The sequence below is a fragment of the Streptomyces sp. NPDC028419 genome (assembly GCF_055565515.1).
The window spans coordinates 20,614-34,977 of the sequence record NZ_JBVHUE010000036.1; the positions used below are offsets into that span (position 1 = coordinate 20,614).

The window sequence follows — 14,364 nt, forward strand, 5'->3', positions numbered from 1 at the left end:
TGGTGGTTGGCGGGCGCGCGCATACGATCAACGGCATGACACCAGTGATCGCCCCGCTGCCGGGCGGTACGCCCGCACAGCTCGGAGGTCACCGCATCCTGGGGGTGCTCGGCGCCGGAGGCATGGGGACGGTCTACCTCGCCCGCCACCGGGGGCGTCCGGTCGCCCTGAAGACCATCCGGCCCGAGCTCTTCCGCGACGCGGACCTGCGCGAGCGGTTCGCCCGCGAGGCCGCCGCCGCGGCAGCGGTCCGCAGCCCCTTCGTCGCCAACGTGCTCGGCTCCTCCACCGCCGACCACGTGCCCTGGATCGCGGCCGAATTCGTCCCGGGCGCGACCCTCGCCGCGGCCGTGCTGCGGCACGGACCCCTGCCCGCGCCCGCCGTACGGGTCCTCGCCGGGGCGCTCGGCGGGGCCCTGACGGCCCTGGGCGCGGCAGGCGTCGTACACCGCGATCTGAAGCCGTCGAACGTCATCCTCGGCGCCGACCGTCCCCGTGTCGTCGACTTCGGCATCGCCCGGGTGACCGGGGACGCCACCTTGACCGCGACCGGGCAGCGCCCCGGAACGCCCGGCTACATGTCGCCCGAGCAGGTGGTGAAAGGGCCCCTCGGACCGCCGAGCGACGTCTTCTGCCTCGGCGCGCTCCTCGTCTTCGCGCTGACCGGCCGGCACGCCTTCTACGACGGAGACCCGGTCCGCTCGGACTTCCGCATCGCCTACGAGGCACCCGACCTCGCCGGCGTACCGGCCGAGCTGCTGCCCGTGATCCGCGGTTGCCTCGAAAAACAGCCCCGGGACCGGCCCGCCGCCGCGGAGGTGGCCGCTGAACTGGACCCGCAGAGCGCCGCCCTGCGCGCCGCCACCCGCTGGCTGCCGCCCGCGGTGCTCGCCGACGCCGCCGAGATCGCCCGCGCCGCGGCGGCCCTGGGCGCCGGCCCGCGGCTGCCCACCCGGCGCGGGGTGCTCACCGGCGTGGGCGCGGCCGTGCTCCTCGCGGCGGCCGGTGCCACCGCCCTGCGCGCTCTCCCGGAGGACGACGACCCCGCCCGCACCCCCGTCCCTCGCTGGAGCGGCCCGCCCGGCACGGTGCCCGAGCCCCTGTGGTCGTACGACGGCGCCGCGGCGCAGCCGGCCTTCGGGCCGGTCGACGTCGACGGCGGGGTGTGCTTCGCGGACGGCGGTGGCGAGCTCCTGCTCCACGATCCGGTCTCGGGCGCACGGCGCTGGCGCGGCCCGGTGGTGCGCGACCTCGTCGGCGGCCGCCGACCGGTCGCCCTGGCCCCGGACGGGAGCCTGCTGTTCCTGGACCCCGCCGACGGTACGGTCCGCCACCGCACGCGCGACCGGGTGACCGGGCTGCTCGCCGCCGACGAGGAGCAGGTGTACGTGCTCGACGCCAAGGGCGGCGTGGTCGCGTTCGAGCGGGCGGACGGCGGGGTGCGCTGGCGCGTGTCCGTTCCCGTGCCGGGGACCGCGCTCTCGGCGGCCGCCGGGCACGGGCACCTGATCCTGGCCTCCGCCGTCGGAGGGGTGGTGGCCCTGTCCGCGACCGACGGCAGTCCCGTGTGGCGGCGGCCCGCCGACGCCAACGGTTCGCGGGCGGCCTTGTCCGCGCACGCGGTGCTGCTGGGCGGGGCCGGGGACCGGACGCTGACCTGCCTGGACCGGGAGCGCGGCGACCCGCTGTGGACCCTGCCAGCGGACGACAGCGCGGGCTTCGGCGTACCGACGCCGGCCGGCGACGACGTGTACGTCGCCGACGGCCGCCAGCTCAGGAGCGTCGACGTGAAGACCGGAGAGTCCCACTGGACCGTGCTGGCCGCCGAGGAACTGGCGCAGGACCAGGCTCCGTTGGTGGCGGGAGCCGGGATCTTCGCGCCGCTGCGCAGGCCCGAGCTGGGCATCCTCGTGGTGCACCGCGGGCGGGCGGCCGAGCAGTACGTGTTCGCGCCGGCCCCCGCCGGGGAGGTCCGGGCCGACGTCTCCTGGCGGGGAGCGGTCGTCGGAGGCGGCGTCATCTGGCAGCGCGGCGGCGCCGTCCGCGCCCTGCCGGGCATGTGACCGGCCCCGGGCGGGGCCACGAGGTGAGGGGGGAACGCATGGGGGGCGGACGTCTGGGCGAAGGCCCTGGTCCCGAGGACCCGCGGTCGGCCGGGCCGTACCGGCTGCTGGCCGGTTGGCCCGGCCCTCGGCCGGCGCCGCAGCGGGGCGGCATGTACGTCGGCCGCGACCGCGGCCACGGGCACGCCGTGGTGTGCCTGCTGCCCCCGGCCGCGCACGGGGCGGCCGAGGAGCTGAGCCGCGGGCCCGTGCCGGGGGTGCCGGCCGTATTGGACCTGGACACCGGGACCGAGCCCGCGTGGGTGGCCCTCGCGCACACCCCCGCCGTGTCCCTCTCCGACGTGGGGCGGCGGCCCGGCACGGAGGCCGGGATCCTGTCCGTGGAACAGTCGGTACGGCTCGCCGCGGAGGTCGCCGACACCCTGGCCGCCCTGCACGCCCGGGGCATCAGCTACGGCGCGGTGGCACCCGACGGGGTCTGGCTCACCACGGCCCGCCCGCTGCTGATGGCCCTGCACGCCTGCCGCATGCCGTCGGCGCGGCCGCATCGCGAACCGGGCCGCGGGCCGGGGACGGGGCCGGTCGAGGGTCCGCGGCCCGACGCGGGGACCGGCCGGCCCGAGCCGCCGAGCCGGGTGTCGACCGTGCCCGCCGCCTTCATGGCACCGGAAGTGGCCGCGGGGCGGCCCTCCTCCGCCGCCTCCGACGTGTACTCCCTGGCGGTGCTGCTGCTCCACACGGCCACCGGCCGACTCCCCTTCGGCGACGGCCCGCCGCCCGTGCTGGCCTATCGCGCCGTCCACGACCGGCCCGAACTGCCCGAACTGCCGGGAGAACTGGGCGAGGTGGTGGCCGCGGCGCTGTCGCCCTCCCCGGCGGACCGCCCCACCGCCGCGGAACTGTCCCGGACGCTGGCTCCCGGAGGGCAGGACCCGGAGCGGACCCCGGACGCGCTGCCCGGCCGGGTCGTCGCCGCACTGGCCGTACGCACGCAGGCGATCGCCGACCTGGAGAGCGCCGGCGCGGACGGAGAGGCGGACGACCGAGCGGCGGACGCCGACGCGCACGAGCCCGAGCACCCCGCCACCCTGGCCGTGACACCCCCGGCCACCGGTCCGGTTCCGGCCCGTACGACCACGCCCGGCTCGGCGGCCCCACCCACCCGCCGCCGGGTGCTGTCCGGCCTCCTGACCGGTGCCGCGGGCGCGGCCCTGGGGATCTCCGGCACCCTCGCCTGGTCCACGCGGACCCGCGCGGACGGCCCCACCGCGCCATCCGCGGCGGGCGGCGCTTCCGGTACGAGCCCCCGCGTGCCCGGCATGCCGCCGGCCGCCCTGTGGCGCCTGGACGACCCGACGGGCCGCATCCGGCTCCTCCCCGTGAGCAGCTCCGACCGTTGCCTGATGATGCGCGGCGACGTCCTGTACGGGCACGACCTGCGCACCGGCAGGGAGGTGTGGCAGCTGCCCGTCGACGACAACACCTCGCCCGTCCTCGTCCCCGCCGACCGTTTCCTGATGGCCACGCGCGAGGGGCTGTCGCTCTGCTCGACGCGTGACGGACGTACCCAGTGGCTCCGGCGCGACGAGCAGCTCTCCAGGGTGCTCGCCGCCGACAGCTCCACCGCGTGGCTGCTCGTGCACGATGGTGGCGCGTCAGGCGGATACCTGCTCGCGGCGTTCGACCTGGAGCACCGCAAGGAGGTGTGGCGCACCCCCCTGCCGAGCGGATTCGGCGACACGGAACTGACCACCACCGTCGGCCCGGAGACGGTCGTCGTGGAGGTGCGGGTACCGCGGCCGGCGTTCCAGGACGTCACGGCCGTCCGGACCCTGTCGATCGCGGGCTTCGAGCGGAGCGGTGGACGCATGCTCTGGAACCGCTCCTACCCCGGCGTGCACAGCGGCCCGGCCTCCGTGGTGGACCCGGCCGGCGGCGGGCGGCTGTTCCTGCTCTCCGGCGGGCGCGCCCAGGCTCACGACCTCAAGGCCGGCACCCGGCTGTGGGAATCGCAGGCCCTGGTCGCCGGGACCAACGCCCCGCCCTTCCTCAGCGGCGGCACCTTGTACCTGTGCGACGACGGGACGGGCCCCGTCGTCGCCGTCGACCCGGACACCGGTCGCACCCGGTGGGAGCAGGCACTGGACGAGAACCTGGCGTGGAACATGCTCGGGAGCATGACCGCGAGCACCTCCGGACGCACCCTCTACCTCGCGACCCTGCACCAGGTCACCGCGACCGCCCTCCCCTCGGGCAAACGGACGTGGCAGACCGGGCTCGCGGGGGTGCAAGCCCGGGAACCGTTCCAACTCGCCGCCGTCCCCGGCGTCCTGCTCGTCGCCCGGCCGTCCGTCGTCGTGGCCCTCCCGGCGGACTGACCTCGCGCCCCCTCCCCCACACGCCCTCCCCGCCCGCCGACGCCGCACACGCGCACACGCACGGCTTCACCGCTGCCCCGAAGGAGTCCACCGGTCATGTCCACGCTCCTGCCCCTGCTGCCCGACGATCCCGAACGCCTCGGGGAGTACACCCTCCTCGGCCGGCTGGGCGGCGGCGGCATGGGGACCATCTTCCTGGCACGCACCGCCGGCGGCCGGCTCGCCGCCGTCAAGACCGTCCGGTCCGACCTGCGCGACCGGCCCGGCTACCGTCAGCGGCTGACCATGGAGGCCGAGGCCGCGCGCGCCCTGGGAGCGGAGCACACCGCGGCCTACCTCGGCGCCGACACCGACGCGGCGCGGCCCTGGCTGGCCACGGCATACCTCATCGGACCCTCACTGACCGAGGCGGTGGCGGCCGGGGGGCCACTGCCCGAACCGGTCGTCCGCCAACTCGGCTCCGCGCTGGCCGCCACCCTCACCGCCCTGCACCGTGCCGGGTTCGTCCACCGGGACGTCAAACCGTCGAACGTACTGGTCACGGCGCAGGGCCCGCGCCTCATCGACTTCGGGCTCGCCCAGGCCCCGGGCAGCCCCCGTCTCACCGAGACCGCGGAGCTCGCGGGCACACCGGCCTACATGTCACCGGAGCAGGCGCGCGGGCGACCGCCCGGCCCGGAAGGCGACGTGTTCGCCCTCGCCGCGGTCCTCGTGTTCGCCTCGACCGGTCACGGCCCCTACGACGCCCGCGGCCGGCAGAGCACGCTCGAACTGCTGCGGGACAGCGCCGACCCCGACCTGACGGGCCTGCCGGACGGGCTGCGCGAGACGATCACCGCCTGCCTGTCACAAGAGCCCGGCGACCGACCCGCCCCCGGCCGACTGCGGGACGTGTGGGGGCCGTTCGACCCCGGGGAGTTCGCCGAGCTGCTGCCGCAAGCCCTCCTCGCCGACCTGTCCCGCCGGATCGGGGACGTCGCCACCGTCTCCCCCGCCCCGCTGCGCGCCCCCGCCCCGCGCCGCGCCCTCTCCCGGCGCACCCTGCTCGCGGGCACGGCGGCCGCCGCACTCACGGCCGTGGGCGGAGGCGCGGCGCTCTGGGCCACCGGAAACCTCCCGGGCTCGGGCTCCGGATCCGGCTCGGGAGCCACTACGGCGCCCGGCCCCGGCCGCGGCTCCCGTCCGCCCGGCACTCCACCGGCGCCGCTGTGGTCGGTTCCGTCCCCGTTCTCAGCCGCCCCGGTCGTCGCGTCCGGCGAGGTGCTGATCCACACGAGCGACGTCCTGCGCGGTATCTCGACGGCCGACGGCCGGATCCTGTGGGAGACCAAGACCGCCACGGTCGATGTGGTCGTGGCGGGAGAGCGCCTCGTGGGCCTCGTCTTCGACGACGACGGCAACGCGAGCGCGGGATACATGGACCCGCGCACCGGCCGCCTCCCCGCCGACGCCGCCGACCCGGCCGTGCTGGGCGGCCTCGCCCACACCACCCAGTTGCTCGCCGCGGACGCCCAATGCCTTTACCTGAAGGCGTACTTCCGCTCGGACGACCGGCGACAACAGGAGGAGGCCTGGCTGGTCGCCTACGATCTGGGTGCCCGGAAACTGCGCTGGCGCACGCGCGTCGAGGGCGCCGTCCTGGACTCGCTCGGCTCCCTCATGATGTCGTCCATCATCTCCGGCGGCCGCCTGATCTGCTCGGATCCCGCACGCGTCTTCGCCGTCGACCTGCGCGACGGCCGCCTGCTGTGGGCCTGCCGGGTCCGCACCGACCAGGAGGCGACGTCGCCCGACAAGTCGGGCGGCATCAACCCCCCGGTCGCCTCGGACCGCCACGTCTTCGACTTCGAGGAGCGCATCACGGCGGTGGACCTGCTGACGGGCGCGGTGGCCTGGAAGCTGGAGCCGGAGGGGGCGAAACTGCTGAGCGCGCCCGTCTGCGTGAACGGCACGGTGTACGTCGCGGACGGGAAGCTCCAGGCGTTCGACGAGTCGACCGGGAAGAAGGTGTGGACCCACGACCCGGGCGCGTACGTCTCCATGCTGGCGGCGCCCGCCCCGTTCCGCGGTGAGCTCTACGCCACGGTCGCCGGCGCCGGTCAGGCGGTCGTCGCGGTGGACACCGCCACCCGCCGCGTCGCGTGGACGCTCTCGGCGGGCGCCGTGAACATGCCCGACGGCCCGAGCATGATCGTCCAACGCGGCAACCGCCTTTACCCCCAAACCATCGACCGCCTTGCGTCCGTCCCCCTCGACTGACCACGGGAGCGTGAGTTCCCGGTCGCCGGTTCGTTCCAGGGAACGAGCTGACGGCCGACGTGCCACGGTGCGCGCTCCGTCCCGCATCCGAGTTCCGGAACGACCCGAGTTTCACGCGTTTTCTGCGGACCCTGGCCGCGGAGTTCATGGTGGGGAAGCTACCGCGCGACAACGCGTCGGGCTGGACCGTCAGCACGGGAGGCGCTCGGGTCCGGCACGCCGCCAAGGGGCCGGGGGCGGTGGGCAGGACCAGCCTGTTCAGGAGGAGGGACGGGCACCGATGAGGTGGGGGCCGAAGCCGGGCACCTCGCCCTCATCGTGTCGGCCGGCTCCGCGGTCCTCGACCCTGACCTCGTCCTCGGCGGCGGCCGGGGCCAGAGCGCCGGTGTGCCGGGCGAAGACGCGCGGTCGCCACCGCCCCGGACGCCGCGCGCGACGTGGCCTTGCGTCGGCGCTGCCCCGGGGTCGTCGGGCTCCGTGCGCCGCGGGCGTCACACCTCACGCCCCGTGCTCCGCGCACAGGCACCCGACACCGCGTTCGATCCACTCCTGCCCGGTCCACTCGGGGTGCCGCTCGACCAGTAGCGCCCTGACCTCGGCGACGATCTCGTCCGGGCCCATCGCGCAATCGCGTCGGCGCCAGGTCTCGTCGCGCAGCTCGCGCAGGTAGTCGCCGACGACGGCGAGCACGCCCGGGCCGCCGGGGTCGCCGTGACCCGGCACGACCAGCCGGGGCCGCCGGGCGGCAATCCGCTCCAGCGCCGACAGCCATCCCACGCCGGAGACGTCCGTATCGTGCGGCGGGAACCACGGGAAGATCGCGAACTGCCCGGTCTCGGCCAAGTCCCCGGTGAACAGCGCCCCGGCGTCCGGCACCTCGACCACCTGGTCGCCCTTGGTGTGCCCCCGGCCGGTGGACCGCAGCCGGACGGTCCGCCCGCCGAGGTCCAGGTCGTACACCGCGTCGTCGTAGACCACGTCGGGGGTGGGCACCGGTACGCCGTCGAGGCGGTGGGATATGGGCCCGCCGAGGCCCCGGAACATCTCCAGGTACCCCTGCCCCTTCGTCTTCAGGTCGTCGGCCTGCGCCCGGTTGACAAGGTAGGTGGACCGGCCGGCGAACACGTGGGCGCCGAAGGCGTGCTCGGGGTGGAAGTGCGTCGTGGTCAGGTAGATCCGACGGCCCTTCGCCACTTCCAGCGCGAAGGCGAGGACTTGCTCGGCGTTGGCGGTGCCCAGGCCCGTGTCGACGACGAGCACGGCCCGCGTACCGCCGATGACGCCGATGTTGGGCACCAGCCCGACGCGCCGGTTCGGGATCACGAGCAGGTCGGGGGCGATCTCCTGGGCGTCGGAGGGCCGCACGGCGGGGTCGGGAATCGGTTCGTCTTTCATGCCCCGATTCCAACGCACGGGCCCGGCGAGCGTCCAAGACCGTTTCGGTGACGCCGATGCCGAACGGGTATCGCCACCGGTCGTGGAGTTGCGGACGCTGCGCTACGACGTGGCCGTCGCCGAGGAACCGCACTTCGGCCGGGCGGCCGCCCGGCCGCACACGAGCCAGCCGCCGCTGAGCCGCGTGGTCCGTCGTGGCGCTCGCCGCGATCTCCGCGGGAGACGTCGGCATCACCTACGCGACCCCTGACCCGCGCCCGATGTAGCCACCCCCCTCGGACGGATCGTCAGGCCCTGCGAGCGCGTAACGGATTAGTCACAGTCCACCCATACCGGTCCAGGCGCCGACACCATGACACGATGCGCACCCACCACATCACCCTCCTCGCGGCCGCCGGCCTCCTCGCCCTCACCGGCTGCTCCGAGGCCGTCACCAACAAGCCCAAGTCCGACGCCAAGGCCATGGCCCCGCCGTCCGCATCGCAGTCGAGCACCGCCCCAGAGGCGCTCCGCTCCGCAGCCGCAGCCGCCGGCATCCCGCCCAGCCCCGCCCCCGAGCAGCGCGCCATCTACCTCGCCGCGCTCAACAAGATCGACCCTGAGATTGTCAATGGCAAAGACGACAAGGCCATCAGCCGCGGGCTGAGCCAGTGCCAGTCCATGAAGGAGGAAAAGGACCCGACCAAGCGTGTCGATTCCACGAACCGGCGCTTCATCAGCCCCAACCATCCGGACGGCTTCGGCCCCACCAAGGCCGCCTTCATCCTCGCCGCCGTGCAGACCAACCTCTGCCCCACGTACTGACGGGGCTACAGACCACCACAGTGCCAGTGGGTGCCGGGAACGGCTGCCATCCTGGCGCGCGAGGGTTGCCAGGATGTGGATGTGGTCGGGAGCGTGGCGTACGGTGATCCACCGGCAGGCCTGTTCGTCGCCGTGCTCCGCGATGCCCGCGGCGTGCACCATCGCGGCCGCGACCTCGCTCGATTACGCGTCCGACAGCAGCCGGTCGTCGGCGTGATTGCGGACCGAGATGTGCCACACGTGATCTTCCGGCTTCGGTCCGCGCAGCGCTTCCACGGGAGCGTCCAGGAGAAGCGCCAGGTCGGCCAGCGTCATACGGTCCGGGGTGCGGGCGGGACACGGCAGGTCCGGATCCCAGCCCGCGACGAGGTGGGCATCGACGTGCCCGTCGCGCTCGCCCGGACCGAAGAGGTATTCCAGGAGGTCGATCGTCGTCGAACCGCTCTCCGCCTTCTTCGGCATCACGACCGCGGGCGCCTCTCCCGCATCACCGCGACCGTCGCCGCATCCACCCGCGCCACCGCCGCCGCCTGCTGCACAGGATCGAGGCCGTAGGTCGGGGCGAGCTGCTGGACCAGGGCTGCGAACTCGCGCATGACTCCCGGGTCGAAGGTGTTGTTGTGGTTGTGCTGCTCGACCTTGCCCTGGAACCCGGCGACGATATTGGTGCCCTTGATCCTGATGGCTTCCAGGCACTTCGCGGGGCCGACCAGGTTCAGGCCACCATGAAGCGGCCCAGCTCGCGTGACTTGTCCTGAAGGGCGGCTACCCAAGCCCCCTCAGAAGAAACCGGGGCCGCAGGGACCTGAACATCCTTGAGGCCGCCGCCCTCGGCGATCCCTACTGGCTGCCAGTTCACCTCGATGCCTGCCCTCTCCGCCAGGACCAGCATCGTGGCGACGAAGCCCTCGGACAGAGCAGCCATGACTGCGTGACTCGTTCTCCGATGCCACGCAAGCAGGGCGTCGATGAACTCTTTGAGCGCGATGGGGTCGATCTGGCATTCGTCAGCTTGCATGGGTCCGATGCCGGACGGCAGCCCCAGTTCGGCTTGGTAGACGCTCACCTGGCTCATGAACAGCCGTGAGGCCCCGTTGGACGGGTTCCACAGGGTCTCGTCACCCATGTCGTAGTACTGGCTCAACGCAGCCCCTCCCTGCTGGTCATACCGGCCAGCGTCGCAAGCACATGACATTACGGTCAGTCAGCCCTCCACGGAAAGTGAGCCAGAACCCGTTCTCATGAACAAAGCCAGCCCCGCCCCGAACTGCGGCACGTCCTCCACCGTCACGTCCAGGCGCAGCCGTTGCAAGCGGAGCGGGTGACGGAAGACGCCGCCGCGGTCCACGGCCCGGTCGGCGCTGACCTCCGCCACCAGGCCGGGCCGGGACCGTGTCCAGGACTTCGCGGGATCCCCACGCCGCGGTGAATCGCGCCCCTGTCCACGGATGCCCGGGGTCGGCGGCCGCCAGGTGCTCGGCGACTTGGCGCGCCTGCTCCGGGCGCAGCGGGACGGTCCGGCCGACGGAGCGCAGTCGGCCCGAAGCGTCGTAGCGGCCCAGGGCGAGGAGCTGCGGGTGCGCGAGGGTGCCCGTGATGGCGCCGATGACTGCCTCGGTGGCGTCCCTCCTTCTGACCTTGGTCCCTCCGCGGCATCCAGGCAGGTACTTCTGGGGCATGCTCTTGCAGACCAGACCCTCGACGCCTGAGACGTCGGTCCAGGACTCCAGCCAGTCCCGCGCTGTCGCGAGGTCCGTCGTCATCGGGCACAGCGTCCACGGCGCCGTCAGGCCATGGTCGGTGAACAGTGCCTCCAGAAGAGTGCGGCGTTCCTTGTACGGGCGTGCCAGCAGCTCCTGTCCGTCCAGTTGCAGGACGTCGAACGCCATGCAGTAGGCGGGCCAGCGGGCGGCCAGCGCCGGCGCCGGCGCGCCGCGGCCGCGGCCGCGGGCAGCGGCCCCGCGCTGCAACGCCTCGAACGACAACCTGCCCGCCTCCGGATCCCAGACGAGGAGTTCGCCATCGAGGACCAGTCCGGCGGGCAGCTGCGCGTCGCCCGCCGCGACCAGTTCGGGGAAACGGTCTTGGATCAGATCAAACGGCAGCGCGCCGGCCCCGGACGCAACCGGCACCGACTCCGCGGCCTGCGCCGGCGGTCGCGAGGAAGACCCGGATGTCGGAGGGGCGGTGCGCGACCCCGATAGCGGTGCCGTCGTAGCGGACCCGGCGCCAGCCCTGCTCGTCGGCCGGGTGGACGATCAGCTTGGCGGACATGCGCCCAGCCTCTTCCCCACCAGCCTCACCGGCACCCAGGCACGTACAAACGGGTGACGCGCCGCCATCGAGCAGCACGGCACTCAGGCCCGCTGACCTGCGGCGGGGAGCTGTCGTGGTGACTACAGAACCACCACTCACCGGCACGTCACCGAGCTCACCCACCCGTTCACCGGCGTGGGCGTCCGAGAAGCCGCCACGCGTGGACGACTCGGCCGCTGCACGGGTCCAGAAAGGGCCCGGGCTGACGGCGGGGACATCGGCGGTCTGTGCGCGGGGTCGGGTTGTCGGGGTGCGGCCCCCGTCGCGCGGCCCTACGGGCCACGGCCACACCCCTGGTGTCGGCATACGCTTCAAAGTGCACCGGGCGGTACACGCGAACGTGCACCACGCGTCATGGCCGATCTTGCTGGACTGTCACGGAGTGGCGTTGCCGCCTCGGTCGAGATCCTTGAGGAACTGTCGTTGGCCGTCCAGGAACCCGTCCGCGAAGAGCGAGCGGGGCGAGAAGAGCGCAGTGAGCGTGAGCTTGAGGTCCGACTGCTCGACGGACTGCTTGAGCAATGAATGGGTCGCGTCCGGGTAGCGCTCGGCCGTCAACGCGCCGCCCGCGTCCAGCACCTCGCGGTAGACGCGCTCCGTGTCGGCGGTGTCTACGTTGATGTCATGACCCGCGAGGGCCAGCAGCACCGGTACGCCGCGCAGGGCGCGAAGGTCTTGCGTGGCGTCCGCGGTGTAGTTCTTGGAGATGAAGCCCCAGCGATCGGCGGTCATGCCGTCCGCGTCGCCGCCCATGGCCTTGACGTACTCCTCGAAGGTCGCGTGGCGTTCCAGCAACCGTCGGGTGGTGTCGCTCCTGGCGATCGCCGCGTTGGTACGGCCTGCTGACGCGCCGTCGGCGCGCAGCTCGGCGAGGAGGTTGTAGCGGCCCTGCTGCAGCCAGTTGATCGCGGGCGAGACGGCGATGACGAAGCTCACGGGCGTCTTGGCGGCCACCTTCGGCAGGACCCAGCCCGCCTGGCTCACACCCCAGAGCCCGATCCGGTCGCCGTCGATGTCCGGGCGGGCGCGCGCCCAGGCGATAGCGGCGGCTGCCTCGTCGGCCCGCTCGTCCATGGACTGGCCGAGCCAGTTCCCGGGCGCGCCCGCGACGCCGGGCTTGTCCCAGGACAGGGAGGCGTAGCCGGCCTTGGCGTTCGCTTCCCACAGGGGCTTGTATCCGTCGTCATGGGTGGCGTCGACGGGGCCGTCGCCGTGGACGTACACGACCAGGCCGTGGTGCTTGCGGCTGTCCTTGGGGGTGGCCAGTACTCCGTTGAGGGTGTGGCCGCCGTGGCGGATCGATACCCGCTGCTCGTCCATGGCGTAGGAGTGCTGCCACAGCACCACACCGACGAGACCGGCAGCCACGACCAGGGCCGTGACGAGTGACCACACGGCTATGCGGAGCCCGCGCCGTTGAAACGGAATCTTTGGATGCATCGGACCTGACCGCCTCTGTTCGGGTGAGCGAACCTGAAACTATCAGCACAAGCACGGTCGTAGTAAGAATGATAGTTTTGAGTTTCGGGTTGCAGTGAGAAAAGAGGAGGGCACGGCATGGGACTGGACACGACGGACACCGGTACTGGACCGGTGACGGTCCGGCGGGGCCTTCCGGCCGGCGCCGAGCGGCGGGCGGCCGAGATGTACTGGGACGCCTTCGGCCGTAAACTCGGCCCCGCGCTGAACCCGCCGGACAAGGCGGTGCCCTTCATCGCCGCCCACCTGAACGCCGATCGCGCGGTGTGCGCGCTCCTCGACGGGCAGCTCGTCGGCCTCGCCGGCTACCAGCTCGGCGGCCGTGCCCTCACCGGGGGATCGGCCTCCGCCGTGCTGCGCGTGTACGGACACTTGCGGGGGCTGCCCAGACTCCTGCTCCTCGCCCTGTTCGAACGCCACCCGGCCCCCGGACAGCTCGTCATGGACGGCATCGCCGTGGACCCGGGCATACGCGGGCATGGCGTCGGGAGCCTGCTCATCGAGGAAGTGGTCGCCGTCGCGGCGGAGCAGCACTGCCGGGAGATCAGACTGGACGTGATCGACACCAATCCGCGCGCCAGGGCCCTGTACGAGCGGCGCGGCTTCACGGCCGTGCGGACCGAGCGCATGCCCTACCTGCGCGGGCTGCTGGGGTTCGGCGCGGTGACCACCATGCGTCGCGCCGTCGGAACGAGAGGGGCGAGAGAACTGTGAGCACCGAGGCGGACCACGTCGAGGTCCCCACCCGCATGCTCGTCCACGCGCTGATCCGCGAGGACGGCACCGTCAGCGCGGGCGAGCTCTACACCGTCGCCAACACCCTGGGCATGAGCGACCAACAGGTGCGGCTCTGCGTCAAACGCCTCGTGGCCGAGGGACGGTTCAGCCACGAGGGCCGTGGCCGCAAGGCGGAGTTGCACGCGACCGCGGACACCACGCGTGCCCTGGCTCCCAACGCGGACTTCCTCCGGCACGCGTTCCAGCAAGACGCCGGGCTCGCGCCCTGGGACGGTGTCTGGCACCTGGCCGCCTTCGCGGTGCCCGAATCTGCGCGCACGGCCCGGGACGCCCTGCGTGAGACGCTCGTCCACCTCGGCGGCGCCCCGCTCCAGGGCGGACTGTACGTCTGCGCCAACGCCTGGGAACCGTACGTCGAAGAAGCAGCCCACCGCCTCGGCGCCCATAGTGCGCTCACCCTTCTCACCACGACCGACCTGCGCAAGGGCGACACCCAAGAGCCTGTCGAACTCGCCCGCCGCCTGTGGTCCCTGCAGGAGATCGCCGACCGCTACCACCGCCTCAGCCGCCTCGCCCGGCCCCGCCTCGCCCGGCTCACCGGCCCTGCCGGACTCTCCCCGTCGGCACTCCTCACCATCGCGGTCGAGCTCGCCGCCGAACTCACCCGCGCCATGGAGCCCGACCCGCTGTTGCCGCCTCAGCTCCTGCCCCAGCCCTGGCCCGGCACCCAGGCCCGGGAGCTCATTGCCCGGTGCTGGGCGGTCCTGCACGAACGCGAAGGCGGCGAAGCCCGCCCAGCCCTCTTCCGCCTCTACGCCGACATCACCCGAGAAGCAGCAGCCCGGGCCGCGCGCTGAAGACGGAACAGAGGGCGTGCCCTTTGATGCGTACCAACCGGTACATGTTCGGGTGTAGCCGACACCTGGCACCAC

General features: G+C 73.2%; 13 protein-coding genes and 1 pseudogene. 7 read left to right on the forward strand and 7 right to left on the reverse strand.

All coding sequences use genetic code 11. From position 1 onward, the window contains the following. Positions 1-35 precede the first annotated feature (35 nt). The 3 genes from ACZ4UB_RS32425 to ACZ4UB_RS32435 all read left to right on the forward strand — a co-directional run bounded on the left by ACZ4UB_RS32425 (position 36) and on the right by ACZ4UB_RS32435 (position 6,700). Positions 36-2,063 (forward strand): serine/threonine-protein kinase, encoded by a 2,028-nt coding sequence (locus tag ACZ4UB_RS32425; protein WP_468075733.1) that lies wholly within the window; start codon positions 36-38, stop codon positions 2,061-2,063. A 38-nt stretch (positions 2,064-2,101) separates the two neighbouring features. Next, positions 2,102-4,441 carry an outer membrane protein assembly factor BamB family protein gene (locus ACZ4UB_RS32430; protein WP_468075735.1) on the forward strand — a complete coding sequence of 780 codons (2,340 nt, stop codon included), beginning with the start codon at positions 2,102-2,104 and terminating at the stop codon, positions 4,439-4,441. Between the two features lie 96 nt (positions 4,442-4,537). Continuing rightward, a complete protein-coding gene (locus ACZ4UB_RS32435) occupies positions 4,538-6,700 on the forward strand; it encodes a protein kinase domain-containing protein (RefSeq protein WP_468075737.1) in 2,163 nt (720 codons plus the stop codon). 498 nt (positions 6,701-7,198) lie between these two features. On the opposite strand, the gene ACZ4UB_RS32440 is transcribed toward ACZ4UB_RS32435, so the two are convergent. Beyond that, the gene (locus ACZ4UB_RS32440) at positions 7,199-8,095 is read right to left on the reverse strand and encodes an MBL fold metallo-hydrolase (RefSeq protein WP_468075739.1); all 897 of its coding nucleotides are present in this window, start codon (positions 8,093-8,095) and stop codon (positions 7,199-7,201) included. Between the two features lie 82 nt (positions 8,096-8,177). Between ACZ4UB_RS32440 and ACZ4UB_RS32445 the strand changes: the two are divergent. Continuing rightward, positions 8,178-8,291 (forward strand): annotated as a pseudogene (locus tag ACZ4UB_RS32445) (LysR family transcriptional regulator); the annotation flags it as partial. Positions 8,292-8,455: 164 nt separating this feature from the next. Then, positions 8,456-8,899, forward strand: coding sequence for a DUF732 domain-containing protein (locus tag ACZ4UB_RS32450; RefSeq protein WP_468075741.1), 444 nt, complete (start codon positions 8,456-8,458; stop codon positions 8,897-8,899). 183 nt (positions 8,900-9,082) lie between these two features. On the opposite strand, the gene ACZ4UB_RS32455 is transcribed toward ACZ4UB_RS32450, so the two are convergent. The 6 genes from ACZ4UB_RS32455 to ACZ4UB_RS32480 form a co-directional block, all read right to left on the reverse strand. Then, positions 9,083-9,361 (reverse strand): hypothetical protein, encoded by a 279-nt coding sequence (locus ACZ4UB_RS32455; protein ID WP_468075743.1) that lies wholly within the window; start codon positions 9,359-9,361, stop codon positions 9,083-9,085. Continuing rightward, complete coding sequence (locus ACZ4UB_RS32460; RefSeq protein ID WP_468075745.1) at positions 9,361-9,495, reverse strand: hypothetical protein; 135 nt, start codon at positions 9,493-9,495, stop codon at positions 9,361-9,363. The genes ACZ4UB_RS32455 and ACZ4UB_RS32460 overlap by 1 nt, the downstream gene beginning before the upstream one ends. A 119-nt stretch (positions 9,496-9,614) precedes the next feature. Beyond that, positions 9,615-10,043 carry a DUF6086 family protein gene (locus ACZ4UB_RS32465; protein WP_468075747.1) on the reverse strand — a complete coding sequence of 143 codons (429 nt, stop codon included), beginning with the start codon at positions 10,041-10,043 and terminating at the stop codon, positions 9,615-9,617. Positions 10,044-10,062: 19 nt separating this feature from the next. Then, a complete protein-coding gene (locus ACZ4UB_RS32470; protein WP_468075749.1) occupies positions 10,063-11,031 on the reverse strand; it encodes an ATP-dependent DNA ligase in 969 nt (322 codons plus the stop codon). Further along, positions 10,994-11,173: a hypothetical protein gene (locus ACZ4UB_RS32475; RefSeq protein WP_468075751.1), complete on the reverse strand. Its 180-nt coding sequence runs from the start codon at positions 11,171-11,173 to the stop codon at positions 10,994-10,996. Before ACZ4UB_RS32475 ends, ACZ4UB_RS32470 begins: the two co-directional genes overlap by 38 nt. A gap of 417 nt (positions 11,174-11,590) precedes the next feature. Next, positions 11,591-12,583, reverse strand: a complete 993-nt coding sequence (locus tag ACZ4UB_RS32480; protein WP_468075753.1) for an alpha/beta hydrolase family protein — start codon at positions 12,581-12,583, stop codon at positions 11,591-11,593. A gap of 189 nt (positions 12,584-12,772) precedes the next feature. On the opposite strand from ACZ4UB_RS32480, the gene ACZ4UB_RS32485 reads away from it, so the two are divergent. Both ACZ4UB_RS32485 and ACZ4UB_RS32490 read left to right on the forward strand, forming a co-directional pair. Beyond that, positions 12,773-13,408 carry a GNAT family N-acetyltransferase gene (locus ACZ4UB_RS32485; protein WP_468075755.1) on the forward strand — a complete coding sequence of 212 codons (636 nt, stop codon included), beginning with the start codon at positions 12,773-12,775 and terminating at the stop codon, positions 13,406-13,408. A gap of 35 nt (positions 13,409-13,443) precedes the next feature. Then, positions 13,444-14,289, forward strand: a complete 846-nt coding sequence (locus ACZ4UB_RS32490) for a PaaX family transcriptional regulator C-terminal domain-containing protein (protein WP_468075849.1) — start codon at positions 13,444-13,446, stop codon at positions 14,287-14,289. Positions 14,290-14,364 lie beyond the last annotated feature (75 nt).